Raw genomic sequence first — 25,457 nt, forward strand, 5'->3', positions numbered from 1 at the left:
AGACTCATGCGCGTGACCACGATCCACCTCACTCCCGCTAAGCGCGCCCAATACGAAGACGAGCTGCGCGGCCGCCTCGGCCTTTTCCCGAAAGGCGCCACGCTCCCCGCACAGATACGACTACGCGGCTGGATCGTCACATGCCTGGCGGCGCTGCTCGCCGCGGTCACGCGCCTGACCCGGCTTACCTATCCGCACGAGATGGTGTTCGACGAAACCTACTACGTCAAAGGCGCATACTCGCTGCTGAATTTCGGCTACGAACGCGCGTGGGAAGGCGATGACCAGAACGAGCTGTTCGTGGCAGGTGACCTCTCCGCACTTAAAGACGACCCCGACCGCTGGGTTCACCCTCCGTTCGGCAAGTGGCTGATGGGCCTGGGCATGCGCATCTTCGGCGACGACAACGGCGTCGGCTGGCGGTTCACGACGGCGTTGCTCGGCGTACTGGCCGTGGCACTCGTCGTCCGGATCGCCTTGCGGCTGTTTAACTCGGTGGTGCTCGCTGGATTCGCCGGCGTCGCGATGGCGCTCGACGGGATGGGGATCGTCATGGCCCGCACGGGCCTGCTCGACAACATCTTGATGTTCTTCGTCCTAGCCGGCTTTTGGGCACTGCTCAAGGACCGCGACCATTCGCGGGCGAAGCTCGCCCACGCCGTCGCCAGCAATAAGCTACGGATTCACGACGACGGGCGGCTGGTTCCCGCCGACCCGTGGGCCCCGCGCACCGGCTGGCGCCCCTGGCTCATCGCGGCAGGGGTGCTGCTCGGGCTGTCGTGCGGGGTGAAGTGGTCGGGTGCGTATGCGGTTGCCGCGTTCGGAATCTTCGCATTCGCGTGGGGCGTGGCCGCCCGCAAAGAGGTCGGCGCAAAGCTGTGGGCGGGCGCGGGCTTTTGGCGCGAGGGCGTGCCCGCATTCTTCCAGCTCGTGCCGACGGCTCTACTTGCCTACATCGCCGCGTGGATTCCATGGTTAGCCCACCCCGTGGGCTGGGATCGCCAATGGGCGCGCGACCAGCAGGCACGCAACGCGAACTTGCCCGCCGCAGAGCAGGTGCCGATGCCGATAGACGGCGCGCCCGCCGTCGTCAATTCCTGGCTCCACTACCACGCCGAAACGATGAAGTTCCATACCGGACTGGACTCCGAACACACCTATCAGTCGTTGCCGTGGGCGTGGCCGCTGCAACTGCGGCCCGTGAGCTTCTACTGGCGTGCGGGCGAGGATTTACCGGCCGGGTCGTGCCCAGCTGACGACTGCGTCTCTGCCATCACCTCGGTGGGCAACCCGTTCGTATGGTGGCTGGCGGCGGCCGCGCTCGTCGTCGTGCTATGGGCGGCGATTCGGCTCCGCGACTGGCGTGCTTGGGCGATCCTCGCCGGATACCTGGCCATGTATGCGCCGTGGTTCATGTACCTGGATCGCACGATCTACCAGTTCTATGCCATTGCGTTCCTGCCGTTTACCGTTCTTGCGCTCACGTTCGGACTGGCGTGGCTCACCGGGATGCTGCGGCCGCCGCGCGCCTACCCCCGCCCACTGAATGCGGTGTTCACCCGGATCGGCACTGAGCAAACCGGACCGCACGAGCTGCGCCCCGCCGTCGTCGACATCCGCCCAGCTGGCCGCCGGCAATGGATCATGGTGGGTGCGGTGACCGGGCTGATCGTAGCCGCAGCTATTTTCTGGATGCCGCTATGGTGGGGCACCCCGGTTCCGCGCTGGTTCTGGCGGATCCACATGTGGATGCCCAGCTGGATCTAGCCTACCCACCGCGGGCTACTCCATCAGAGTTCGGCAAAAAGCGACTCTAACCCACTGAGTGGAATTCAACAAGGCTCTCGATGGCAATATCGCCCGTCCTTACGGGGTGCGGAGTACTTCGACAGGATCTCGGAAAGCCGCCAAAATCGCGGATGGCGTTTGGGCGATGATACTGCCGAATACGAGAGTTCCGGCTAATCCAAAGCAAAACGCCGGGGTCGGTAACCCAAGCGGCCAGATGACTGCAACAATGATGGCAGCCAAGGCAATTCCAAGAATAGCAGCGAGAGCGACTGTGAGTACGATCTGGACTGTGACCAAGCCGAGAAGAAACTTTCTTGAAGCTCCTAAGGCACGTCTACGGCCAAATTCAACCTTTCGTGAGTTCACCATCATCGCTGAGATGAGACTAACAATGAGTGTCGCTACGATTAGAGCCGTCCCGACGGTAAGGATGGTGTGGTTCTGTTGGGAATCGTTAATCTTCCGACCTATCTCAGCGATGGCCTCGGACTTTGAAATACTCGTGGTAGCAGGGTTCAATTCGAGAATTTTCAGAGTACTCGTAACCGCCTTGTCAATTGTATCGACGTCTTCTACTTCTAGCCAAATGGACCGGATCTTTGGCGCTTTACAGCCATATACCAAAATGGATTGGGGAGCCCTCTTGTGTTCCGGTTCAAAGTAGCCGACGACAGTGAATTGCTGGCCGCCAGCTGTTGATATCAAGCCTCCGCTCTCATCTAGCCCTAAATTCTGTTTGCTTATACGCGGAGCGATCGCTTCGCACGTGCGATTCGGTATTCGACCCGATGTCAGAGTAATAGGCAGATCATCGAAGTCTCCTGTCAAGTAAACAGCTGAGAATCGTCCGCGATCCGGTAGCACTGGATTCTTTACATCGAAACTTGGTGATAGCGACCACACCCGTTGGACAGCGGAGATTCTCAGCGGTAGTTCCATACGATCTACTTGCAAAGGATACGACTCTCGTTCATCTACTAGTTCGACCGTGCGGAACTCGGGTTGGTGGAAAGTTTCTTGGATTTCTTTGACACGATTGCTCGCCTGACCATACTGAAGTACAACAGCCATCGTCGCAACAAGAATTGTGAAGATAAGCAGCCCTGTATGAAGAAGTGACTGATTCATAGATCGGAAAGCTTCACGTAACACGTTCCAACCCCACTACATGGTCAGCACGCTCAGCGACACGGTCGTCGTGGGTCACAACGATAACTGAAGTACCTTGTGTTGTTAGGTCATGCAGAACATCCAGAACAATTTTTGCCGAATCTTTATCTAAATTACCTGTTGGTTCATCAGCGAATATTACGGATGGATCGAGCAAAACAGCACGAGCGAGTGCAACTCGCTGTGCTTGCCCACCGGAAATCTCCAAAGGCGTGGCAGTTTCCGGCGCAAGCACACCGAAAGAATCGAGCAAATGGCGCGCACGAGCCTTAAAAGAATTTTCATCGTAGTTCGCGTAGATACACGGCTCGAGAACAGCATCAAGAATGGATCGGTTCGGGTCGAGCACGAAATCTTGAAACACAAAACCCGTTTGGGTTGCACGAAACCTAGAGCATTCCCTATCTGTCATATTGAGGATTTCTACACCGTCTACGGTTATCGACCCTGCATATGGACGTAGAAGTCCCGCAATAATATAAAGTAGCGTCGATTTTCCACATCCGGATGGACCAGTAATAGCTGTCATTTTCCCTTTCGGGATTGACATGTCAAAGTCGGTGAAAAGTGGAGCTCTTTTTCTATATCCGAAGCGGATATGCTCCAACACTACCGCTGTTTCTTCAAATTCAGTCACGTTTGCTCGCTCGATTCTGCCAATTCATCGTCACAGCTCTCTAGATATCTCCCGCTAATACTCGCCTAACTTCATTCTGTCTCATCCGCGACGAGGCCATCCTCCCCGACAAGATCCTCAGATTCTGTCTTGCCCGACCTCGCGGATCTGGTTGACTCTGGCGTCGATGAAGCTTCTCCGGTAAGCCTAATTAAGTCACCCTCCACAAGTCCTTCAACTAGGCTTATTCCACCAGCACTCGCAAGCACTGTGACTGATTTACGCTCGCCGTCAGATAACGTGACATACGTCGAACCATCTGCAGAGGACATGACAGCTGTTGTCGGCACGCCTAGCCCTTCTTGCTGGGGAATTGTCTGGATGTCAATGTTTGCAATGACGCTTTCCTGCCCCGCCAAGAGTTCTTCGCACAGCGGCTCTTCATGACAGATAGATTCGGCACCATCCTCCGAAAGAAGTGGAGCCACATACCCATCAGCTTCGCCTGTAGATGAAAAGGTTGGGGTGAATTCACCTACGACACCCGATAACTTGCCTTCGAGCGTGAAGGGGGAGCCTGATGGAATGATCGCCAGCTGCTCTTCAGATGCTTTGATCTCCACATAAGGCTCACCTGATCGGATCATAATGGGACGATCGGTAGCTGTGACCGCGCTCCCTACCGCAATGTCTTTATTGACATGCACGTACACAGGAGCCTTACTAAACCACATAATGTCGCCTTTGAGAACGATCCCCGTCTCAGCGTTGCCTAGTGTTTTCTGCCAGGCGCGCACAGCTTTCGACATCGCCGGAGTGAAGACCTCATTTTCTGCGCACACGCCGTAGCCATTGCGACACAAGAAGTCACGCAGTTGCTGCACATCTGCTCCGGCCTCCCCTTCAACAAGGTCACGGAAGGCAGGAATGTTACCTTGGCCGACGACAATGGTCTTAAGGTTGACCTCAAGAATTGGCGCCCCCTCATTGAGGGTATCGCCAGAACCGAGAATTGCTGTAATGACGCCATCATTATGAACCAACGGCCCGTCGACCATGCGCGAGGAAATTGTTGCACTGTAGTTAATCGTCCGGCCAATTTGCTCGGGTTTGACCGTCCAATACATTTCTCCTTCAACCGTTTCGGCAGTTGGGGAGCCCGCTTCCATAGCCTCATGCATCGTCCAGCGTCCTAAACCAAATGCCGTTACGATCAGAAGAAGTACAGCTCCTCCGAGCCCCACGACGGTTAAATATCTGTTCTTCATGAGAAAACTCCTAGCAAGCTAGTAAGGAGAAGAGACCTTAGCGTTATTACACTGCTCAATGATTTACACTAGATGAGCGGTCATGGAAGCGCCGCCATCTCATCAGGGCAAAGCTCTTCGAGCTGTTCGAAAGTCATCGGTTCTAGAGTGATTGGAACTGAATAGTCGCCATTGTTTTCGAGAAAAACTTCACGCGATGGCCATTCACCCACCGCAATTCCGTTAGCCGCAACACATTCCTGGACTTTCGTCATCTGATCATAAAGCGCATTTAGCTCATCGAGGTTGCTCGCGATCTGGGGATTTGCCGCTTCAATTTGTTCTTGACACGCAACATCAGCTGCCTCATAGAGGCTTGCCTGCTCATCGGTCTCCGCATTGTATGAAATCGCGCCGTCCTCCGAGATTATGGCAGGAACGCCTGCATCGACGAGACATTGATAGTAAGCGTTATTAATCGCAGCATCATCAACCGTGGGTGTTAGCGTCGGCTCAGCTTCGTTCGTCAGAGAGCATGCGGCGAGTCCAAGTACAATAACGGTAACGCAACAGATGAACGATCGACTCCTCATAATTTATTTCCTTTCAAAATTCGGTTTGTCTCAATAGAGCATTCGGATTTAGGGGTTCGTGTTTCACGTACCATGTCAGAAAAGCCGCCCCGGCAATCACCCTCACGAGATTCGAGTTCCTGCTTAAAGTCTGCTTGTGGAAACAGAATTTGGCTCGTAGCCGTCTGATATGCCACCTGCAGGTGAACAAACTCTGAGGTGGAGATATCAGAAAGGTTGGCTCCATTTGCACGTTTCTCAAGAATCTTCGAAAGGCGGAGCACGTCAGCATCCCCGGATGAGCCTTCTGCGGTATCAATCGCAAGGACTAATTTTGCAGTTATTGGGGCTACGACTTCTGGCTCTTCCTGTTCGAGTGTCTGGAAGGCCTCCTCTGATAGTCCAGGATAGGTGACTGCAACATCAAGCGTATGTGCTGTTTCGGCGATCGACATCCACATGAATGCGTCTTCAAGTTCGAGCTTTCCACCCGAATCAAACTGGAGCTGTGAGGATGCCCGCTCAATCACCGCAGAGCGCTCTTGATGATTAACCGAATCGGGATCAAGGTAGACAAGTGATCCTGTGACTGCCAACTGAACTGAGGGATCATCAGATTTCGATTGTTCCAACGTCTCCTGAACAATGTCGCGTTCAGCCTCCGTTGTGAGTTTAGTTCCTGTTTCTTCTTCGTAGCGAAGTACACGATATGTGGAACCCTCTGAGCCCAAAAATTGAGGTTGGTCCAGCACTTCCACAGGAGAAAACACCCTTCTTTGGTCAAAATAGGTAAACAAGTTATGGGCATCGTCGTCCCTACCCCAGTCCTGTAAGGCAAATATTGTTTCTACAAACGCGTTGTCAGAAGTGGACGCATTCGCAATTGCCATCTCTACTAAGTCATGTGGAATTGAATCGTAGTCCACGCCAGATCGCTGCAGACTCGCAAGCGCCAACGGCGCATCGGATGGCTCAGCAATATTCGTCGGCAGGTCAGCGTATTCGAACTGGCTCGGAGCAAAATGCGACGCTAATTCAAACGCAACCGACGCCTGGAAAAGATCATCGGACCGGAAAGCCACTTCGATAGCCTCTAGATGGGCATCACTAAAGGGGAGTGAAAGATCTCGTTGTTGGGCAATGGCATGAATATACAACATACCGACAACTGGAAGATCATTGGTTGGAGCATCTTCCCATTGTTCAATTAAAGAGTCATCGCTAATACCAAAGGGCTGATCGGCGCCAGGCATTGACACGCCACGATCCAAAGCGTTTGCGACCAAGTAGTTCACGTAAACGTCGGTGAACTCAGGCATTTCTTCGCGGATTGCATGAATCGTTTCTTGAGGAGTGAGGTCCCAGCTCTGAGCTGTCGTTGCATCAAGCTGGGCATAGCTGAGTCTGGCAAGCGTCGTCGGCTCGATTGCACCCCATAACTCGGGTGGGTATAGAAGACCGTTCGCAGTAAGTAGGCTCTGTCCCGATGCCTTGGCTTGGTCTATGCTGTCGTGAGCATTATTTACAGTTGTCGTACACCCAACAATGAGACTAGCACTTGCTAGGAGCGCGAAGAAGGGCAAAGACCCCTTCTTCGCGCCCCTAACCGTTCGGATTATCACCACGTTGTCCAGCCCGTGGATACAGTTCGTCCCCCGGCTGTCAGTGAAGAACGAGCCGCAACACTCACGGAGAACAACGACGGCGTCGCCAAACCCTTATTTTGCGAATAGCGCCCATATCCGCGTTGCGTCGATGTCACAAGATTGGTGCTGTTTCCAGACAGGGTCGCGCCTGGAGATTTTGAGATTGTCACCTTGACTCCAAATCCGTTTGCTTTCACTCTTGAGGTGTGGGTGTACCTCATTGATTTACTGAGCGACGCAGTGGTGCTCCAATTGCAAGATCTCCAATAAAGATTACAAGAGTATGCCGACACCTTGTAGGTAACGCCATTCGCGGTGAGAGAGGAACTTGAACTAAACGCTTGCGCGGGTACGGTTCCTGCAAAAATTCCAGTGACAGCCAAAGCGAGTGCTGCCAATGCTGCTTTGATTTTATTCTTGGTATGCATTTGCGTCCCCCTTTGTCAATGGGGCGGGATGGGAGATAATCCCACTTATATTCCTTTGGTGAAAAATGAAACGGTTGTCTCATTAGCGCCAAATCTACGCACGTTAGTTCTCGCCGTCAATGAGTTTTTCAAGTTTGGGATACTGCACCGTCAATGACGACAGCAGTGAACAGCCGCACGCCCGGTCAGTTTAAGGATTCCCGGGGTACCCGTTGCGTTCCGGGGGTAGACAAATCGCCGGATTTGGTACCCCGCGAAGCAAACAGGTACCCCCGGAACAGCGAAACTACCGAGCCCGCCCACCGCGGACACTTCTGCGCCTTGCCGCTTGGCAGATTAGGATACTTCCAAGAGCGCTGACCGCGCAGTAACCGCCCAGCTCAAGGAGGCACTGTGAAGGACGAAACGAAATACATTCACGCTGGCTACCAGCCCGGAAACGGCGAGCCACGCCAGCTGCCCATCGTGCAGTCAACCACCTACACCTATGATTCGTCGGATGCGATCGCAGCCGTGTTTGACGAACCAACCCACGCGCTCATTTACTCGCGCTTCGCGAATCCGACGGTGATGGCGGTCGAGCAGAAGGTCGCCGACCTTGAGGGCGGGGCGGCGGCGATGGCGACGTCGTCGGGTCAAGCCGCAACGATGATCTCCATCATGAACCTGTGCTCGGCTGGCGATTCCTTCGTCACCTCCTCGGAAATCTACGGTGGCACGCTCAACCTGTTCACCGTCACGCTCAAGCGCTTCGGCATCGAAGCGATCTATGTGGACCAGGACGCCTCGGAAGAAGAGATCAAGGCAGCGTTCAAGGACAACACGAAGCTGATGTTCGGCGAGACGATCTCCAACCCGTCGATGGCCGTCCTCGACTTGGAAAAGTTCGCGAAGATCGCCCACGACATGGGCGTGCCGTTCATCGTCGATTCCACGTTTGCCACGCCGGTGCTGTGCAAGCCAATCGAATATGGCGCTGATATCGTCATCCACTCCACGTCCAAATACATGGACGGGCACGCGGTCCAGGTGGGCGGCATGATCGTCGATTCGGGCACGTTCGACTACACCAACGGCAAGTTCCCGGACTTCACCACACCAGACGAGTCGTACCACGGCGTCGTCTACACGAAGGACTACGCGGCCGCGCCGAACGTCATCAAGGCACGCATGCAGCTCATGCGCGATTTCGGAATGTACCCGGCCGCGCACTCGGCGTTCATGCTCAACCTCAGCCTCGAAAGCTTGCACGTGCGCATGCGCCGGCACTGCGACAACGCGCTCAAAGTTGCGCAGTACCTCGACACACGCACGGACGTCATCGGCGAAGTGCGCTACCCCGGCCTGCCCAGCTCCCCCTACCACGAGCTGGCGAAGAAATACCTCGACGGCGGGTTCTCCGGCGTGATCGCCATCGACGTCGGCACGCGCGAGGCTGGCACCACGTTCATGGACGCGCTCAAACTGGTTTCGCGTGAAGTTCACGTGGCCGATTCGCGTTCGTGCGTGCTGCATCCGGCATCGATGACGCACCGGCAGGTCAGCGACGCCGGGCTCATCGAAGCGGGCATCACCCCGGGGCTCGTCCGTATTTCGGTGGGTCTGGAGGATGCCGACGACGTGATCGCAGATCTCGCCCAGGCGCTTGACCAGCTCAAATAACTGATCGGCGCACCAACAACTGAATAAAGGGACACGAACTTATTATCTTGACGTGAAAATATCCGCAGGGCGCGGTAATGTGGCTAGCAACACTAAATTGTGCTCCGAATTTTCAAAGGAGAAAATCATGTCGAACTACAAGCTCGTGTTCCACATCAACGAAAACGACCGCTGGCCATTCACGCTGCGTTCGGTACGCAACTTCGTGCGCTCGGACGCCAGCAACCGCGCCGTCGTCGTCGCTAACGGCGGTGCGGTCAGGTCGTTCTCCCAGCTAGAAGCTGACCCGAACCGGATGGCACGCATCCGCGGCTTGGAAGCAGAAGGCGTTGACTTTGTCGTCTGCGAAGTCGCCTTGGATGAGCGGCAAGTCAAAGTGGAGTTAATCCCGGACTACGTGCGCGTCGTCGACGCCGGAATCGTAGAAATCGCCCGGCTTCAGGCTGAGGGCTACGGATACGTGAAGGCATAACTTACACCGGACAGCGCTCGCTGCGCATAAACCACGCAGTTAAAAATTTCCGCCGCATAATATTTTCACGACGCCATACACCGCCGGCGTCGTGAAAATCATGGCAACTTTGTTGCAATCCTCACCTCCGCGCGGCTTTTCGACTAGGCTTTATTCTGATGGCTAAATCCCTAGCTGGACAGCATTAATAAAGGAGGAAACATGTCACTGGTTGACCTCAAGGCAAACATTGAGGGCTTCAAGGACTGGCAAGAGGATCTATACATCCACTTGCATAAGACACCCGAACTATCCATGCAAGAGACGAACACGCTCAAGCGCATCGGCGAGGAGCTCGCCGCTATCGGATACGACACGGTGGAAGTCGGCGGCGGCGTCGTCGGCATTCTCGAAAACGGCGAAGGCCCAACAGTACTGTTCCGCGCGGACTTCGACGGCCTGCCTGTCAAAGAAGACACGGGCGTCGACTACGCTTCGACGGCGAAGCAAGTAGACCGCGACGGCGTTGAGCAGCCCGTCATGCACGCGTGCGGCCACGACATGCACGTCTCGTGTGCACTTGGTGCGGCGAAGATTTTGGCAGACAACAAGGACGCCTGGTCAGGCACCTACCTCGCACTCTTCCAGCCAGGCGAGGAGACCGCTGAAGGTGCGCAGTCGATGGTCGACGACGGCCTGGTCAACAAGATCCCGAAGCCCGACGTGGCACTCGGCCAGCACGTTCTTACCGCTCCGGTCTCCGGCAAGGTTGGCACGACGGCGGGTCCGGTACTCTCCACTGCGGCCTCGTTGAAGATCACCATTCACGGTAAGGGCTCGCACGGTTCGATGCCGCACCTGGGCATTGATCCCGTCGTCATCGCGTCCGCAGTCGTTCTGCGTCTGCAGACGATCGTGGCACGCGAAGTCTCGCCATTCGACTTCGGCGTCGTCACAGTTGGCGCCTTCCAGTCCGGTTCCAAGGCGAACATCATCCCGGCGTCGGCAGAGCTTTTGCTCAACGTCCGCGCCTACAAGGATGAAGTCCGCGAAGCAATCATCGACGCGATCAAGCGCATCACCATCGGTGAATGCCAGGCAGCCGGCGTCGAAAAGGAACCCGAGTTCGAAATCTTCGACCGCTTCCCCTCCACGATCAACGATCCCGAGGTGAACGAGAAGATTACAGCGTCGTTGAAGAAGTACCTCGGTGAAGATCGCGTAGTCAAACTTGACCCGATCACCGCATCCGAAGACTTCACGAACGTTCCACGCGCGTTCGACATCCCATACGCATACTTTGGGCTCGGCGGATTCCTCGAAGGTGAACCCACCTATCCGAACCACAATCCGAAGTTCCTGCCCGCAATGCAACCCACACTAACTACAGGTACGGAAGCCGCAGCAGCGGCAGCACTCGCGTACCTCGGCAAGGAGGACTAATGTCCACGCAAACTCAACAAAAGACGGAATTCAAGGGCAACGATAAGGTTCTCCTCGGTTTCGTTCTTGCCGTCGTCACCTACTGGCTCTTCGCCGGTACGATCGGCAACCTCGTTTCTACCATCGTTGATGACATCGGCACTGAATACATCAGCGAATCGATCATGTCGCTCGCAGCCCCGATCGCAGGCCTGTTCTCCGGTCTGTTCATCGTGGTGCTCGGCGGTATGGCCGACCGCGTTGGCCGCGTCAAGATGACGATGCTCGGCCTGATCCTGTCGGTTGTCGGCTCCGCACTGCTCGTGCTCGCTTCCGGCCCGCTGGCCACGCCGCTCATGCTGACCGGCCGTGTTCTTCAGGGCCTGTCGACCGCCATGATCATGCCGTCCACCATGGCACTGCTGAAGACATACTGGGAGGGCGAAGCACGTCAGCGCGCCGTGTCCATGTGGTCGATCGGTTCATGGGGCGGCTCGGGCTTTGCTGCCGTGTTTGGCGGTATTGTTGCCCAGCAGATCAACTGGCGTTGGATCTTCATCATCAACATCATCGTGTCGATCCTCGCCATGCTCCTCATCTGGGGCACGCCCGAGTCGAAGGTCGAGCAGAAGGGCCCGAAGAAGCGTTTCGACTGGCCTGGCCTGATCGTCTTCCTCATCACCCTGCTCTCGCTCATGGTTGCGCTGATCTTCGGCGCGCAAATGCCGCCGATCAACGAAGCCGGCGAACCTGCTGGTTGGACCTCGCCAATCACACTTGGCCTGGCCGCCGTCGCCGTCATCGGCATGTTCATCTTCGTACGTATCGAGCAGAAGGCCGACAACCCGTTCATTGACTTCGGACTGTTCAAGAACACCACCTTCACTGGTGCCACGATCTCGAACTTCCTCGCCAATGCAACGATCGGCCTGCTCAACGTGTCGCAGCTCGTTCTCATCGGTGCACGTCAGCCTGGTCAGGACGGCTACCTCGGCACGATGGGCGCTGGCCTGCTCACGCTCAGCTACGGCATCATGATCGTCACGTTCATCCGCTTCGGTGAAAAACTGCTTCAGCGCTTCGGCCCGCGTAAGCCGATGATTTGGGGCATGCTGATCGTCATCCTGTCGGCGCTGTTCCTGACCCCGACCTTCGTCTACCTTGACACCTACAAGATCCTCGCTGTTATCGGCTACGGTCTGTTCGGTCTGGGTCTGGCGTTCTACGCTACCCCGTCCACCGACGCCGCGCTCTCGAACCTGCCTGCCGACCAGGCCGGTGCCGGTTCGGGTATCTACAAGATGGCATCCTCGCTGGGTGGCGCTCTCGGTCTGGCGATTTCGCTGGCCGTGTTCAACGCGCTCAAGGCTGGCGAACCGATGGCTGTTGGCGTGGAGTACGTGGGCGTTCAGGATAACGTCTCGCTACGCTTCGCCGGCATGGTCGTCATGATCATTAATGCAGTGATGGCGCTCGCCGCGATCCTGTCGATCGTGATGACCGTTCCGAAGGGTGGCGGCAGCCGCGACGGCGGCAAGATGGCCGAGTCCGCAGCTCCGGCACCACAGCCGACCCTCGACGAGTCGAAGCAGCAGATCATCGATCACCTGTCTGCGTTGCCGCTCAAGGATCTGCAACGGATCGAGAAGCAAATCTTGGTCAACGAGCTCGCAGATCTCGACGACGACGTGCTACGCGACATGGTTCGCACCAAGCGCGGCGGCTAAGTCCTCCGCTCAAGCTGACTACAGCTAACAGGGGTGGGCAGACCTTCGGGTCTGCCCACCTTTTTTCGAGTCTTGTTATCGGGCCTGGGAGCTCGAAGGCCGGCCTGTTCTCTCGTTTCTGCTTATATAGCAGTTTTGGCGGACTCGAGCGCTCCGAACCTCTCCATTTCTGCTTATATAGCAATAACGCAGAGGCGGCGGCTAGGCCTGGGCACGCAACACCGTGAACTTCGGGTTGCGGGCCACTTGCTCGACGTTGGCGAAGCGCGCCTCCACCTCTGGCCGGTAGCGCAGATGGTTGTTGTGCACCATGAAAAGCAGGCCGCCGGGCGCGAGGAGTCGCCGCGCGGCATCCAGCAGACCGTGCACCAACGTGGCATCAATAGCATTGCCCGCATGGAAGGGCGGATTCAGCAGAACTGCGTGCGCGCTCGCTTCCGGTTCTTGGCCGGCCGCATCGTCCCACGTCACCCGAGCACGCCCAGCATCCACAAACTCACGCAAGGTCAACGACGCCGATACCACGGCATCCGCATGTGAATCGGTGGCCAACACGTGAGCGGCTGGCAACGCATCGAGCACCGCGAGCGCTACCGAGCCGTTACCGCAACCGAGATCGACGACGTTGAAAGCACTCAAGCCTGAATTTCCCAACGCCGAGTCCTCCGGCCGTTCCCAAGAATCCCACGGATTACTCGCTGCCCGATGGTCGCGTACTGCGGCCTCAAGTTCAGGCAGTGCTGCATCGACGAGCAGCCGCCCGCCATGATCTTCGGTAGCGCCGCTAAACACTCCACCTACGCCAAAGATCGGACCGGCGTCAGCGTTTCCGACAGCGGGAGCATAGGTGCGGCCGGTCGGTTTACCGCCCGCGACGAGTGCGCGGAACTTGCCACGGCCCCTGCTCGCCCGCACGTCAGAAAAGTACTCGGCAAGCGTGGCGTTATGACCACGATCCATGTGTTTGTTGTTCGCGCCGAGTACGAGGACGGCAGACTGATCCGGCTCGGAAGCGCCGGTAGTCTCACCGCTCGGGGTTCGGCTTGCGGCGGCACCAGCCACCGCGGCGGCAAGATAGGCCACCTCCTCGAGGGACTTTGGAGTATGGCCAAGGGCCAGGTCAATGCCTGGTGCGCTGTCGGCAGGTTCGCCGAGCTCACTACTTGCGGTCTCGCCGAGCTCACTACCAGCAGGATTGCCGGCGTTCGCCCCGGCGCGCTCACCCGCAAGCGTCTCAGCGAAGAAATCTCCGAGGCGTAGCGGCCCGTCAACACCCGCCACACGCACATTGTCAGCACCGGCCTGGTCGGCGATCTGCCGCGCAGCCCGCGCCTGGTCGATGGTTCGCGAGCCGACCAACACGGCGTCGACGCCATCCCACGACAGCACGGACCTTAGCAACGCACCGTGTGGGTCGTCGATGATAGCCACCCGCGCGGGCCGGGGCACCTCGTGTCGTGCGACGTCCAAAATTAACTGGTCCAAGGTTGAAATATTCACGGAGCCTCCTGTTTAACCCCACGTGTGCCTTTGTCCACGCACGCTTCTTTGTCCACACGCGCGTTTATGATCACATGCGTTTTGCCCGAGCTTGCGCGTCTTTGCCCGAGCCTGTTTTACGCCCGCGACTGGGTGGCACCCCACCAGCTGTTAATACCAGAGTCGACGGCGTGTTCGTCGATCTGCGCTAGCTCCTCAGCTGAAAACTCGGTGTTCTCCACGGCTCCGAGCGAGTCGGCGAGCTGGTCAACCGACGAGGCTCCCACCAGCGCGGTCGTCACGGTCCGCTCTCCCTGGTCGCGCAAAATCCACGCGATCGCCATCTGCGCTAGGGTCTGCCCGCGGCCAGCAGCAATCTCGTTGAGCGCCCGCACGTGCCCGAGCACCTCGTCGGTGAAATAGTCGCGCGTGACTTTGCCCTGGTCGAGGCGTGATCCCTCGGGCACGCCGTTTAAATACTTGTCGGTGAGCATGCCCTGCGCGAGCGGCGAAAACGCGATCACGCCCATGCCCTCGGCTGCAGCCGAGTCAAGCAGCGACGGTTCGCCGTCTTCCACCCACCGGTTGAGCATCGAATACGACGGCTGGTGAATCACCAGTGGCGTGCCCAGCTCGCGCATGATCGCCTGAGCCTCCTTCGTGGCACTGGCCGAGTACGACGAAATCCCAGCGTACCGCGCCTTGCCGGAGCGGACGGCGTCGTGCAGAGCAAGCATCGTTTCGGCAAGTGGGACGTCGGGGTCTGGCCGATGGTGATAGAAAATGTCCACGTAGTCGACGCCCATGCGAGCCAGTGATTCGTCGAGCGAAGTCAACAGATAGTTTCGTGAACCGCCGAAGCCCATCGGCCCGCGCCACATGTTCCAGCCCGCTTTCGTGGAAATCACGATCTCATGACGATACGGGCGCAGATCCTTGGCAATGATTCGCCCGAAGTTCTCCTCGGCAGAGCCTGCAGGCGGCCCATAGTTGTTCGCCAAGTCGAAGTGGATCACGCCGCGGTCGAAGGCGTAGCGCACGATATCCCGCTGGGTTTGGAACGGGCGGTCATCACCGAAGTTGTGCCACAGGCCAAGCGCAATTCGTGGCAGGTGCAGGCCGGAGTTCCCGCAGGGGACGATCGGCACGTCGTCGTAACGGGAGGCCGCGGGCGTCCAAAAATCATCCGAGGGCTGGAAGTTCTGAGGTTTCATACCCTCATTGTTTCACGGATAGCTCGCCGACGACGTTCGGCTCGGCTTGCGACGTTCAGCCCGGCTTTCAACGCCGGCCATCACCGTTGTTCGGCGCCCGCTGCACGCTTATGGTGCCCCGCTCGCCCACCGCGTTTGCGGCCTCGGGAACGGACCTCGCGCCGTCGTCGTCGTTCTTCTCGTTCTCGGCGATGCCTGCGTTCGATAGCCAGTTGGCGGCTGAACGCTTCTTGTTCGCGTTGGTCGAGGTAGACGACGTCGTTACGCAAATCCCGCACGATTGCGAACATGAGCGCTCCGATAATGAAAAGGAAGGGCGTGGCCGCCACGATCGTCACGTTTTGGATGTTGGACAGTGCGCGGTCGCCTCCTGAAATCAGCAGGGTAAGGCCGATCGCTGCCGTGAGCACGCCCCACATGCCGGTCAGCCACGGGGATGCTGTAGCGCGCCCACCCTGCGAAATTGAGCCCATCACGGTAGAAGCTGAATCGGCAGACGTAATAAAGAACGTGCCCAGCAAGATCACCGCGAAAATACTGAAGAACAAACCGGCCGGGAGCTGGTGGAGCAGGTTGAACAATTGCGATTCAGTACTGCCATCACCGTAAATCGAATTCCCGCTGTGCTCCATGCGGATCGCGGTGCCACCGAAAATGGTGAACCACACGAGCGAGAGCCCCGACGGGATCAGCATCACTCCGAGCGTGAACTCGCGGATCGTACGGCCACGCGAAATACGGGCGATGAACATACCCACGAATGGCGACCATGACACCCACCATGCCCAGTAGAAGATCGTCCAGCCAGACAGCCACACGCCTGCCGTGCCGTTTGCTGAGGCGGCCGTACGCCCGGCCATTTCGAAGAAGTTCGCTGCATACGTGCCAATCGCTTCGGGCAGGATGTTGAGCTGTGCGATCGTGGGGCCGAAAATGAACACGACGATCGCGAGCAGTGCCGCAATCGCCATGTTGAAGTTCGACAGGTAGCGAATGCCGCGGCCAACACCGGACATCGCAGAGATCAAGAAGGCTAGCGTGAGCACGAGCACGATGCCCAAGATCATTCCGTTACCGGGATTCTTCACCAGCCCGGAGGCTTCCAGACCTGCGCGGATTTGTAGTGCGCCAAGGCCGAGCGAACAGGCGGTTCCGAACACGGTGGCAAAAATAGACAGCGAATCGATCATTTTGCCGAGCAGCCCGTTCGCGCGTTTTTCGCCAATGAGCGGGGTGAACGCGGACGAAATGAGTTGACGGCGGCCGAGCCGGTAGGTGGAATAACCAATTGCTAGGCCAACAATGGCGTACATCGCCCACGGGTGTAACGTCCAGTGGAACATGGCTTGGGCCATCGCGGTGCCCACTTCTCCGGGTTCGTGGCCGGGCACGCCCTCGCGATAGAACGCCAGAGGTTCGGAGGCGCCGTAGAACATGAGGCCGATTCCCATGCCGGCTGCGAACATCATGGAAATCCACGATCCAGTGGAAAACTCGGGCGCTTCGTCTGGACTGCCAAGTTTAATTTTGCCGAACTTGGAGGCCGCGATGATGATCATAAACACCACGAACACGGTGGATAGCAGCACGAACGACCAGCCAAAGTTGGTGAGCACCCAGCCGAAGGCGTAGTTCGCGGCGGTTTCGAACTGGTCTGGCCACCCTAGGCCCCACACGGCAACAGCCAAAATAAGTGCGAGAGCCGGAAGTACAACGGCCCACGAAATCCGCTTATCGTCGGTCTCTGCTGCAAGTTCGATTGGTTCTTCAACGAGGTCTGCTGCGTTAATGGATTGCTCTTCGGCGAGCAGTGCGGCAAGCTCTGACGTAGCCGACGACGTCGCGTCTAAAGGTTCGCTGATCGCCGGTGACTTATCTCCCCCTGTAGCTTTCGTGTCGGACGTTGGTTCTGCAAGGTCACTTTTGTCAGCCATAAGGCCAGTCTTCGCGAAATTTAAAAATATTCCAGTTAAGGGCTGTTTTTTCGGCGGATTTCCTTATAATCTCACATTCGTTTTAAAAGCGCACGGATTCTTTGCCTTCATGATAAAAGGTTACTGTAGGCTGTTTCATTATGGGAATATTTGCGAGATTTCGGCGAAGCACTACACGCGACGACGACGCCCTGCTAGCTAAGCGGCAGGCTGAGCGGGATCGTGAGAAAGCTGGTATTCGCAGGATTACGACGGCGGACGTGGAGGCGATCGCCCAAGATAAAGAGCGTGGCACGTGGGGTGGCATGGTGGCACCGCCGAATGCTCGTGTGCATGCGCTTGGAATCCCGCACTGGCTAGCAAAATACGGGCTGGGCGCGTGGATGCTCATCGGAATGGCGATCGCACTGATCGGGATCACGACGGCGCTGTCTGCCGTGACCGAAGTGTTCCTGGCCGTGTTCCTCGGCTTCGTGTTGACCTCCGTGTTGCACCCGATGGTGGATTGGCTAAGCCGATACATGCCGCGCGCACTATCAACCGCGCTGGCTTTGGTTTTCGGCTTTTTAGTGTTCGGCGGCATGCTCACCTACGTGGTCTACTCGGTGGCGAACGAGTGGAATGCGCTGGCAGGCCAGTTCGAAGAGGGTGTGGAAAGTATTCTCGCATTCCTCACCGACGGCCCGCTTCCGATTGAGCTGACCCGCGAGGAGATCAATTCGGCGGTGTCGAACGCCGTCCAGGCTGGCACGCAATGGGTGCAAAGTAACGCGGGTACGATCGCGTCGACTGTGGCAACGAACGCCGGCCAGTTCGCCGTCATCGTCACCGTTCTAGCTCTCGCACTGTTCATAGCAGCGGTGCTGCTTGCGCAGGGTCCGAAAATGTGGCTGTGGGTGCTCAACCTACTGCCAGCGCGTAATCGCGAGCGTTTCAACCTTGGTGCGTTTGCTGCGTGGACAGCATTTTCTGGCTATTCGCGTGGCACGGTGATTATCTCGCTCATCAATGGCGTGCTGTCGTTTATTTTCCTCACGATCGTAGGCGTTCCGCTTGCTGCTCCCCTGGCGGTGCTCGTGCTCATTGGTACGTTCATTCCGCTGGTGGGTGCGCCTGCCGCGATGGTGGTGGCGATGGTCGTGGCACTGGCCTCCGGTGGAATCGTTGACTGCCTGATCGTCGGCGCCGGTATCGCTATCATCGGCCAGCTCGAGGGCGATCTGTTCCAGCCGCTCGTCATGGGCAAACAGGTCTCGCTACACCCTGTGGTCATCGCGGTGGGCGTGGCCGCAGGTGGTTTTGCTGGCGGGCTCATCGGCGCGGTCATCACCATTCCGATCATGGCGATTTGCTGGGCGGTTTTCCGCACGCTCAACGAGCCAGAAGAACCACTCACCGAGATTCCTTACGTGCCTAAAGAACGCGTGCTTCCCGAGGACGACTAGTTTTCCCGACGGCGACCAAGCGGCGTCGCCAGTTGGCCGCGGCTAGCCGTTGGCTATCGAAATCCGGTTGAACGCGTTGATGAGGATCGTCGTCCACTCAATCGCAGCGATTTGGTCGTCGGTGAAATAGTCGCGGGCTTCGTCGATGATCATGTCGCGATCCGTGGCATGATCCATGATTGTGAATGCTTCAGCCAGCCCTAACGCAACCCGTTGCTCGGGCGTGAACGGGGCTTCGACGTCGCGCCACGCCGGAATCAGATCGATGAGCTCGTCGGCCATGCCGGCCTCACGAAGTGCGGGAACGTGCGAGCGTAAGCAGGCCACGCAACCGTTAATCTGCGAAACCCGTACGTTGATCAGCTCGCGTAGCTCGTCGGAGATCCCATTGGCACGGCTTACTTTCGCTGATTCCATCGCCGCCTTATTGAGTGGCTTTTGCAGTTCGGGGAACTTTTTACTGATGTTAAAACGCGTCACTTTTATCACCCGCCCTCATCCTATCGAGCCGGGCAGGCCGTGGCAGCTCCGGCTTCAAGCACAGTCAGATCCGACTTGAAACGCCCGCAGATCCGCCGGTAAACACTGGCAACAACTTGAAAACCGGCCAAAAACGCTGGCAGATATGACAAAATAGAAATGTTATCTGGCACACTCACTTGATTGGAACTCGTATGTCTGATGTAAAGGACTATCAAGGCACTAAGTCAGACCTGCTCGCTCTTGTTCTCGCAGTTCTCACATTTTGGCTTTTCGGTCAATCGATGCTCAACGTTGGGCTCACGGTTGGCAATGATCTCGGCATGGCCCCAGGCCTGACCAATCTCGCCGTATCCATGGGCTCGCTCGTGTGCGGCATGTTGATCGTCATGTGGGGTTCGCTTGGCGATTCCCACGGGCGTCTCAAGATGCTTCGCCTGGGCTCGGTTCTCAACATTATTGGCTGTTTGCTCATGGTGTTCGCAGCCGGCGCGCTTGGCGGCTGGATGGTTCTCCTCGGCCGCGTCCTGCATGGGCTCGCCGGTGGTGCGATCACTCCGGCGGCGCTCGCGCTCGTGAATTCCTACTGGCATGGAGACAAGCGGGCACGTGCGATTTCCTACGTGTCGATGGGTACGTTCGGCGGTATGGCGCTGTCGTCGATCGTGGGCGGCCTCATCGCGGGCAGCCCGCTCACGTGGCGCGGTATTTTCGCGATCTCTGCCGTCTTCTCTGTGTTGGCCATCCTCATGTTGCGCAACACTCCCGACGTCGCACCGCTTGCCAACTCGGGCAAGAAACTCGACGTCGTCGGCATTCTTTCTCTTGCCGTGGCCATGCTGTCCCTACAACTGTTCATCACCCAAGGTCCAAGCTTGGGTTGGACGTCGCCTGCCACCATCGGGCTTGCCGCGGTGCTCGTCGTCGCTCTGATCGTGTTCATTCACAACGGGCGTACCGCCGCCGATCCGCTCATCAACTTTGCAGTGTTCAAGAATCGTACGTTCACCGGCGCCATCGTGGCTAACTTCTTGATCACGACGACAGCCGGCATGATCACGATCGCCCTGTGGGTGATGCAAGGCTCCGGCCAGGGTTACGACGCCACTCGGGCATCCTACTTGACGATCGGCTACGCGATCTGCGTGCTCGCCTTCATCACCACGGGTGAACGCATGATGAAAACGCTCGGCTTCCGCATTCCGATGCTGACCGGCGCTATACTTGTGGCGATCTCGGTTCTCATGCTCATGTTCACCAACTTGATGGTTGAACAGTACGTCGTTGTTGCGATCATTGCGTTCTCGCTGTACGGCGTTGGTTTGGCACTGTTTGCTACCCCGACGACGACCGCCGCCCTCAACTCGCTCCCCCAAGATATCGTTGGTGCGGGCTCGGGTATTTTGAAGATGGCCTCCTCGCTCGGCTCGGCCATCGGCCTTGCGATCGCGTCCACGGTGTTCACCATGTTCTCCCAGCGCGGTAGCGGTTCGGAGATCGTGGGCCGGATTATCGAGTACACGGGCGAACAGTCGAACGTGGCCGTTCGTGAGGCAGGAACGATCTCGCTATCGACCCTGCTGGTCGGCGCGATCATCGCAATCATCGCGATCTGGTTTCTCATTCCATCGCGCAAACAGCAGTTTTCCACGGACTCGTAAATTGCCCTACCTTTTCGGCCGCAGACGGTTTACAGTTGTAGCCGATGGCAGTTGAAGTGGTAGGTGTACGGCGTAGCGTGCAACGTGAAGCAAAACGTGGCGTGCCGTGTGAGCCAAAGCGCGGTGGGCGGCGGCGCGTCGTCCTCGTCGTTGTGGGGCTGTTGCTTGCCCTTAACTTGGTGTCCAAACTGACCCCGCTGTCCAGCTGGTTTTTTACCGTGCCGCTCGGAGTTGGCGTGCTCGTGTTCGTGGCACGGCGCATGGGCATGACCTGGCACGACATCGGGCTGTCCCGCGAAACGCTGAAAAAGGGACTGTGGTATGGAGCCGTCGCTTCCATACTCGTACTGCTGGGCGTGACGATCGGCCTGCTCATTCCGCTCACCCGGCCGCTGTTCTTAGACGAAGGATTCTCTTCAGTTCGTACCGCCCTGTTGAGCGCCTTCGTCATCATCCCGCTACAAACAGCACTTCCCGAAGAGCTCGCATTCCGCGGCGTGCTCCACAGCTCCCTACAGGAACTTGGCGGAATCAAAGCCGCCGTCCTCGTTGGGTCCGGCCTGTTTGGGTTATGGCACGTGACGTCGTCGTTCGGCCTGACCGCCGGCAACCAAGGACTCACCGCCATCCTTGGATCTGGCACATTCGCTCAACTCGCCGGCATCGGGCTCGCCGTGTTAGCGACATCGCTGGCCGGACTCGCATTCACCTGGCTGCGGCACCGTACCGGCTCGGTGCTCGCCCCGCTCGGCCTGCACTGCGCATTCAACGGGTTCGGCGCGCTCGCGGCCGCGGCTGCTTTCCATCTCTAAGTTCGCCGTCACCTCTAGGTGCCGAAACGACGCCGTGCGCCGAAGCGACAGCGGATATGTGCCGACCTACCTGCCGCGCGGGTTACGCGCACGGATCATCGCACCGGCCGGGATCTTGTGCTCGCACGGTAGCGAGAACACGCGTGCCGGATGGTTGATCTCGCTCACGGGCGCTCCGGCGTCGTCGAGAATTCCCTCGCTTGGAACCGTGAACGTGACGGGCGCCTGCCCAGGGAATAAAAACTCGATGTCCATGCCGGGCAATATTTTGTTTTTGGCGTGGAGGTAGAGCCGGCCGTCGGGGTCTTGCTGATCCACGACGCCGACCAGCAGCCAGTCGTTGATATAGCCGCCCACTTTGGTCTCCTCGCCTGCCGGCGATTCGGGATAGTAAAAACCTGTGGAGTACGCGCGGTGGGTGACCTTGTACGGTTCGTCTGCGAGCCACACGGGGAACGTAACCTCGGTAGCCGGGCGAGCCTGATCGCCTGCCGGCACGTGTACCTGATCGTGGAACGGTACGAGCTGGGCTCCGGCGTCGTCTTCAAACCCGCGCTGGACCATGTACTCGTTGACGGCGGTCTTGTAGGCGTTCGTCATTGCGGCCACATAGTAGGCGCTCTTCGCGCGACCCTCGATTTTGAGGCTGGTGACGCCGGCGTCGAGGATGTCGGCTACGTGCTCGACTGTGTTCATGTCGTGCGAATTGAACAGGAACGTGCCCTGGTCGGTGATTTCTACGGGGATGAACTCGTTTGGGCGGCGCTGTTCCACCACGTGATACTTGTACCGGCACGGCTGCGAGCAATCGCCCTGGTTGGCGTCCCGGCCCACGGTGTGCTGCGAAATCAGACACCGGCCCGAGAACGCCATGCACATGGAGCCGTGTACGAAAGCTTCGATCTCCAGATCTGCGGGAACGTTGGCGCGCAGCTCGCGAATGTCGGTGAGGGTGAGTTCGCGGGCGAGCACCACGCGGCTTGCGCCCAGCTGGGCGAGCGCGTTGGCTGCCTGATAGTTCGTCACCCCTGCTTGCGTGGAGATGTGGATTTCCGCGTTCGGCGCCACTTGCCGGGCAGCCATGAGTACACCAATATCGGAGACGATGAGCGCATCCACCCCGATGTCACCCAGTTGGCCCATGTAGCGGTTCATCTCGGCTACATCCTGCGACGACGGCAAAATATTGCACGTGACGAACACGCGAGCCCCGCGGGCGTGAGCGTAGTTCTTCGCTTCTTCGATCTGGTCAAGAGAAAAGTTCTTCGGCGCAGTCCGCATGCCGAATGCCTGCCCGCCGAAGTAGACGGCGTCGGCACCAAAATCGACAGCCGTCTTGAGAGTGTCCAGGCTTCCCGCGGGAGCGAGCACTTCCGGTTTTTGACGACGCCGCACGCCAGCAAATCTTTCCATCACGAAGGGTATTGTACGCGGTGGTGCACGGCGGTTGAGAAGTGATGGCGGCTTCAGATATGGCCACATGTTAAGACGACTCGTGGACAAGTTTGGGCTGAACTCAACAGCGAATTAGACTCGTAGTGGAACCACGCTATCCACATGCACTGTGGTCTTTCCGAGTGGAGGATAACCATGAGCGACGGCACGAACAACAACCCGTACGGTCCGGGAAACGGTGGCGGCTCAGCGCCACAACCCCAAGGCGGGCAAGGCGGTTATCCGCCGCAAAGCTATCCGCCGCAAGGCCAGAATCCTTACGGCCAGCCCGGCCAACAGGGGCAAGGTTACCCGCCACAGGGTCAGGCACCCTACGGGCAGCCAGGCTACCAGCAACAGGGTTACCCACCGCAGGGATATCCGCAACAGGGCTACGGGCAGCCAGGCTATCCGGGCCCGTATGGTCAGCCGCCTAAGAAGAAGGTGCCCACCGCGGCGATCGTCATTATTGCGATCATCGTGGTGGCCGCGATCGTCGTTGGCATTCTGTTCGCAACCGGTACGATCGGTGGGAAGGATGATCCGGATCCGTCGCCCACAGGAACGCATCAAACCGGCCAGCCGCTACCGACCGATGGTCCGCAGCCAACAGTTGGCCCGCTGCCAACGGTTGGTCCACTGCCGACCGATGGCCCGAATCCCTACCCAACTACGAATCCTTTCGGCGACCCGAAGGAACTACGCGATAAGTGTGGAGCCGGCGACTGGGTTGCTTGCGACCAGCTGTTCATCGTCGCCCCGTACGGTTCAGAGGATTCCAAGTTCGCAAGCACCTGCGGCAACACCGAAGCAGAAGAACAATTCGGCACCTGCCAGTTCATTAAAAATGGCTTTGGCGGCGATGATCCCGGCAACTACATTCCTGGTTTTGACGAAGAACTATGGGACAAGTGCATTAACGGCGACGTCGAGGCCTGCGACAAGATGTTCGAGAACTAACGGCAGACTCGGGTTGCTGTGGCAGCGCGCCGGCGCGGGCCTCACCGGCGTTGGCGCGGTGCGCGGGGCGCCCTTGGCGCGTTCCTGCTACCACAGCAACCCAATTGGCTTCGAGGCGTCCGAGGTCGGGTTATTTCGTAACCTCAGCAAGGATGCTCATACGATGCCGAATGCGGATCATGGCTTTACCCATTGTCTATCAGTACTTTATCGGCCTGCTCATTTTTTGCCTTGACTACGAGTCCCACGATCAGGCAGAGAACAGAGATGAGTACTGGGATGATGAAATATCCCTTATGCAAGTCTGCATCGGCGATGAGAATTCCCAGTACCGCTCCCAGACACATCGCAGCAAAAAGACCTGAGGTGTTCAGCCAGAAGCGGTACTTGCGCCAAAAACGTCTCTCGCGAAACATGATCACTTCAGCTCACTACAAGGCCGGTTAATTATCTTATATCCTGCAGGCGTGAAAGCTCCCCAGATGAGTTTCAATTCGCCGCATTGTCCAGCACTTGGACTCGCCTCGTAAGCTAGATAGCTGTAGATCGCCCCTACAATTACTGCGCACGCAGCTGCTCCCACACCCGACGGAGCGAGGAGAGCACACAAGCCATAACCGCTGGCACCCAAAGCACCGCCTGCAAAGACTGCAAAATCACTGGGATTCATATAAATATAAAGAAATTTCCCAGCTCCCACATGAAGGTTAGGACGAATTTCCCCAAAGCGACCGTTTTCAGAACTAATCCTGTAACGCAATCCATGTGATTCACGGATGCTATCTTGGGGTTTTATTTCTTCAAATCGAGTTTGCAGAGCTGTGTCGGCCACGAGGAAGTCATCACCTAAACTGCCCTCCTGCCATCGAGTAGGCTGGTTCTCATCTGAGCCTACTACGCCCGATAAATTGTTGGATTCAGCAGCGTGCACAACATTAGTGCTGGCAAAAAACATACCCAATGATACGAACAAACACAGTAGCATTTTCTTTTTCATTTTGTCCTCCTTGACAGATATGCAATGTGATTTCGTAAAGGTGTTGCACACGTTACATTCCTCAGGCGCGCCAGTCAATAGTTATGACTCATTCCAGAAAGACTTTCTTCTGTGCACGGATATTCTGCGCGACTAGCGGGCGGGCACGTTTTCCCACGATCGGCATCCGCCTTCTAAGCGTTGAGGCCTCCAAATCGGCAAAAGGGCAGGTCACGCCCCTACCTACAGCGCAGTGAAGGTTTGGCAGGCCGCCAAAAGTTCCGTCGTCTTGTAGTAGATTTAAGAAAGCCGCATCTTTTGTAAAACGTG

21 protein-coding genes are annotated in these 25,457 nt (G+C 57.6%); 9 read left to right on the forward strand and 12 right to left on the reverse strand.

Features of this window, described 5'->3' with window-relative positions:
• The first annotated feature begins 12 nt into the window (after positions 1 to 12).
• Positions 13 to 1,767, forward strand: a complete 1,755-nt coding sequence (locus tag EL234_RS03685; RefSeq protein WP_241969081.1) for a dolichyl-phosphate-mannose--protein mannosyltransferase — start codon at positions 13 to 15, stop codon at positions 1,765 to 1,767.
• Positions 1,768 to 1,866: 99 nt separating this feature from the next.
• Here the strand turns inward: EL234_RS03685 and EL234_RS03690 are convergent, their stop codons facing one another.
• The 5 genes from EL234_RS03690 to EL234_RS03710 all read right to left on the reverse strand — a co-directional run bounded on the left by EL234_RS03690 (position 1,867) and on the right by EL234_RS03710 (position 6,979).
• The gene (locus EL234_RS03690) at positions 1,867 to 2,919 is read right to left on the reverse strand and encodes an ABC transporter permease (RefSeq protein WP_126416199.1); all 1,053 of its coding nucleotides are present in this window, start codon (positions 2,917 to 2,919) and stop codon (positions 1,867 to 1,869) included.
• A gap of 13 nt (positions 2,920 to 2,932) precedes the next feature.
• On the reverse strand, positions 2,933 to 3,598 hold the full coding sequence (locus EL234_RS03695) for an ABC transporter ATP-binding protein (protein ID WP_197718458.1): 666 nt from the start codon (positions 3,596 to 3,598) through the stop codon (positions 2,933 to 2,935).
• Positions 3,599 to 3,669: 71 nt separating this feature from the next.
• Positions 3,670 to 4,845 carry a peptidoglycan-binding domain-containing protein gene (locus tag EL234_RS03700; protein ID WP_126416200.1) on the reverse strand — a complete coding sequence of 392 codons (1,176 nt, stop codon included), beginning with the start codon at positions 4,843 to 4,845 and terminating at the stop codon, positions 3,670 to 3,672.
• Positions 4,846 to 4,925: 80 nt separating this feature from the next.
• Positions 4,926 to 5,417, reverse strand: a complete 492-nt coding sequence (locus EL234_RS03705; protein ID WP_126416201.1) for a hypothetical protein — start codon at positions 5,415 to 5,417, stop codon at positions 4,926 to 4,928.
• A complete protein-coding gene (locus EL234_RS03710) occupies positions 5,414 to 6,979 on the reverse strand; it encodes a hypothetical protein (RefSeq protein WP_126416202.1) in 1,566 nt (521 codons plus the stop codon). Before EL234_RS03710 ends, EL234_RS03705 begins: the two co-directional genes overlap by 4 nt.
• 884 nt (positions 6,980 to 7,863) lie before the next feature.
• On the opposite strand from EL234_RS03710, the gene EL234_RS03715 reads away from it, so the two are divergent.
• The 4 genes from EL234_RS03715 (at position 7,864) to EL234_RS03730 (ending at position 12,732) form a co-directional block, all read left to right on the forward strand.
• On the forward strand, positions 7,864 to 9,132 hold the full coding sequence (locus EL234_RS03715) for an O-acetylhomoserine aminocarboxypropyltransferase/cysteine synthase family protein (protein WP_126416203.1): 1,269 nt from the start codon (positions 7,864 to 7,866) through the stop codon (positions 9,130 to 9,132).
• A 127-nt stretch (positions 9,133 to 9,259) separates the two neighbouring features.
• The gene (locus EL234_RS03720; protein WP_126416204.1) at positions 9,260 to 9,604 is read left to right on the forward strand and encodes a DsrE family protein; all 345 of its coding nucleotides are present in this window, start codon (positions 9,260 to 9,262) and stop codon (positions 9,602 to 9,604) included.
• A 201-nt stretch (positions 9,605 to 9,805) separates the two neighbouring features.
• Entirely contained in the window at positions 9,806 to 11,026 is a 1,221-nt protein-coding gene (locus EL234_RS03725) for an amidohydrolase (protein WP_126416205.1), read from the forward strand.
• Entirely contained in the window at positions 11,026 to 12,732 is a 1,707-nt protein-coding gene (locus tag EL234_RS03730) for an MFS transporter (protein ID WP_126416206.1), read from the forward strand. Before EL234_RS03725 ends, EL234_RS03730 begins: the two co-directional genes overlap by 1 nt.
• Positions 12,733 to 12,933: 201 nt before the next feature.
• Here the strand turns inward: EL234_RS03730 and EL234_RS09295 are convergent, their stop codons facing one another.
• The 3 genes from EL234_RS09295 to EL234_RS03745 form a co-directional block, all read right to left on the reverse strand.
• Positions 12,934 to 14,232, reverse strand: a complete 1,299-nt coding sequence (locus tag EL234_RS09295; protein ID WP_197718459.1) for a class I SAM-dependent methyltransferase — start codon at positions 14,230 to 14,232, stop codon at positions 12,934 to 12,936.
• Positions 14,233 to 14,348: 116 nt separating this feature from the next.
• Positions 14,349 to 15,425: an aldo/keto reductase gene (locus tag EL234_RS03740; RefSeq protein ID WP_126416207.1), complete on the reverse strand. Its 1,077-nt coding sequence runs from the start codon at positions 15,423 to 15,425 to the stop codon at positions 14,349 to 14,351.
• Between the two features lie 80 nt (positions 15,426 to 15,505).
• Positions 15,506 to 17,359 carry a BCCT family transporter gene (locus tag EL234_RS03745; RefSeq protein ID WP_126416208.1) on the reverse strand — a complete coding sequence of 618 codons (1,854 nt, stop codon included), beginning with the start codon at positions 17,357 to 17,359 and terminating at the stop codon, positions 15,506 to 15,508.
• Positions 17,360 to 17,499: 140 nt separating this feature from the next.
• Between EL234_RS03745 and EL234_RS03750 the strand changes: the two genes are divergently transcribed.
• A complete protein-coding gene (locus EL234_RS03750; protein WP_241969083.1) occupies positions 17,500 to 18,804 on the forward strand; it encodes an AI-2E family transporter in 1,305 nt (434 codons plus the stop codon).
• Between the two features lie 42 nt (positions 18,805 to 18,846).
• On the opposite strand, the gene EL234_RS03755 is transcribed toward EL234_RS03750, so the two are convergent.
• Positions 18,847 to 19,284, reverse strand: coding sequence for a carboxymuconolactone decarboxylase family protein (locus tag EL234_RS03755; RefSeq protein WP_126416209.1), 438 nt, complete (start codon positions 19,282 to 19,284; stop codon positions 18,847 to 18,849).
• 194 nt (positions 19,285 to 19,478) lie between these two features.
• Here EL234_RS03755 and EL234_RS03760 point away from each other — a divergent pair, with 194 nt between their 5' ends.
• Positions 19,479 to 20,945, forward strand: a complete 1,467-nt coding sequence (locus EL234_RS03760; RefSeq protein ID WP_126416210.1) for an MFS transporter — start codon at positions 19,479 to 19,481, stop codon at positions 20,943 to 20,945.
• Between the two features lie 44 nt (positions 20,946 to 20,989).
• Entirely contained in the window at positions 20,990 to 21,757 is a 768-nt protein-coding gene (locus EL234_RS03765; RefSeq protein ID WP_126416211.1) for a CPBP family intramembrane glutamic endopeptidase, read from the forward strand.
• Between the two features lie 66 nt (positions 21,758 to 21,823).
• Here EL234_RS03765 and EL234_RS03770 read toward each other — a convergent pair whose 3' ends face one another.
• A complete protein-coding gene (locus EL234_RS03770) occupies positions 21,824 to 23,170 on the reverse strand; it encodes a peptidase U32 family protein (RefSeq protein WP_197718483.1) in 1,347 nt (448 codons plus the stop codon).
• A 177-nt stretch (positions 23,171 to 23,347) separates the two neighbouring features.
• Here EL234_RS03770 and EL234_RS03775 point away from each other — a divergent pair, with 177 nt between their 5' ends.
• Positions 23,348 to 24,151, forward strand: coding sequence for a hypothetical protein (locus tag EL234_RS03775; RefSeq protein WP_126416213.1), 804 nt, complete (start codon positions 23,348 to 23,350; stop codon positions 24,149 to 24,151).
• A gap of 185 nt (positions 24,152 to 24,336) precedes the next feature.
• Here EL234_RS03775 and EL234_RS03780 read toward each other — a convergent pair whose 3' ends face one another.
• Complete coding sequence (locus tag EL234_RS03780) at positions 24,337 to 24,573, reverse strand: hypothetical protein (protein ID WP_126416214.1); 237 nt, start codon at positions 24,571 to 24,573, stop codon at positions 24,337 to 24,339.
• On the reverse strand, positions 24,570 to 25,148 hold the full coding sequence (locus tag EL234_RS03785; RefSeq protein ID WP_126416215.1) for a hypothetical protein: 579 nt from the start codon (positions 25,146 to 25,148) through the stop codon (positions 24,570 to 24,572). The genes EL234_RS03780 and EL234_RS03785 overlap by 4 nt, the downstream gene beginning before the upstream one ends.
• Positions 25,149 to 25,457: the final 309 nt, after the last annotated feature.

Origin of the sequence: Trueperella bialowiezensis (genome assembly GCF_900637955.1) — a bacterium.
GTDB classification, from domain to species: domain Bacteria; phylum Actinomycetota; class Actinomycetes; order Actinomycetales; family Actinomycetaceae; genus Trueperella; species Trueperella bialowiezensis.

Bases quoted from the DNA above. Each gene is read 5' to 3' on its own strand.
- EL234_RS03785 (WP_126416215.1), bottom strand. From the start codon at position 25,148: ATGAAAAAGAAAATGCTACTGTGTTTGTTCGTATCATTGGGTATGTTT.
- EL234_RS03770 (WP_197718483.1), bottom strand. From the start codon at position 23,170: ATGGAAAGATTTGCTGGCGTGCGGCGTCGTCAAAAACCGGAAGTGCTC.
- EL234_RS03750 (WP_241969083.1), top strand. From the start codon at position 17,500: ATGGGAATATTTGCGAGATTTCGGCGAAGCACTACACGCGACGACGAC.
- EL234_RS03775 (WP_126416213.1), top strand. From the start codon at position 23,348: ATGAGCGACGGCACGAACAACAACCCGTACGGTCCGGGAAACGGTGGC.
- EL234_RS03740 (WP_126416207.1), bottom strand. From the start codon at position 15,425: ATGAAACCTCAGAACTTCCAGCCCTCGGATGATTTTTGGACGCCCGCG.
- EL234_RS03700 (WP_126416200.1), bottom strand. From the start codon at position 4,845: ATGAAGAACAGATATTTAACCGTCGTGGGGCTCGGAGGAGCTGTACTT.
- EL234_RS03745 (WP_126416208.1), bottom strand. From the start codon at position 17,359: ATGGCTGACAAAAGTGACCTTGCAGAACCAACGTCCGACACGAAAGCT.
- EL234_RS03760 (WP_126416210.1), top strand. From the start codon at position 19,479: ATGTCTGATGTAAAGGACTATCAAGGCACTAAGTCAGACCTGCTCGCT.
- EL234_RS03720 (WP_126416204.1), top strand. From the start codon at position 9,260: ATGTCGAACTACAAGCTCGTGTTCCACATCAACGAAAACGACCGCTGG.
- EL234_RS03765 (WP_126416211.1), top strand. From the start codon at position 20,990: ATGGCAGTTGAAGTGGTAGGTGTACGGCGTAGCGTGCAACGTGAAGCA.
- EL234_RS03725 (WP_126416205.1), top strand. From the start codon at position 9,806: ATGTCACTGGTTGACCTCAAGGCAAACATTGAGGGCTTCAAGGACTGG.
- EL234_RS03705 (WP_126416201.1), bottom strand. From the start codon at position 5,417: ATGAGGAGTCGATCGTTCATCTGTTGCGTTACCGTTATTGTACTTGGA.
- EL234_RS03730 (WP_126416206.1), top strand. From the start codon at position 11,026: ATGTCCACGCAAACTCAACAAAAGACGGAATTCAAGGGCAACGATAAG.
- EL234_RS03690 (WP_126416199.1), bottom strand. From the start codon at position 2,919: ATGAATCAGTCACTTCTTCATACAGGGCTGCTTATCTTCACAATTCTT.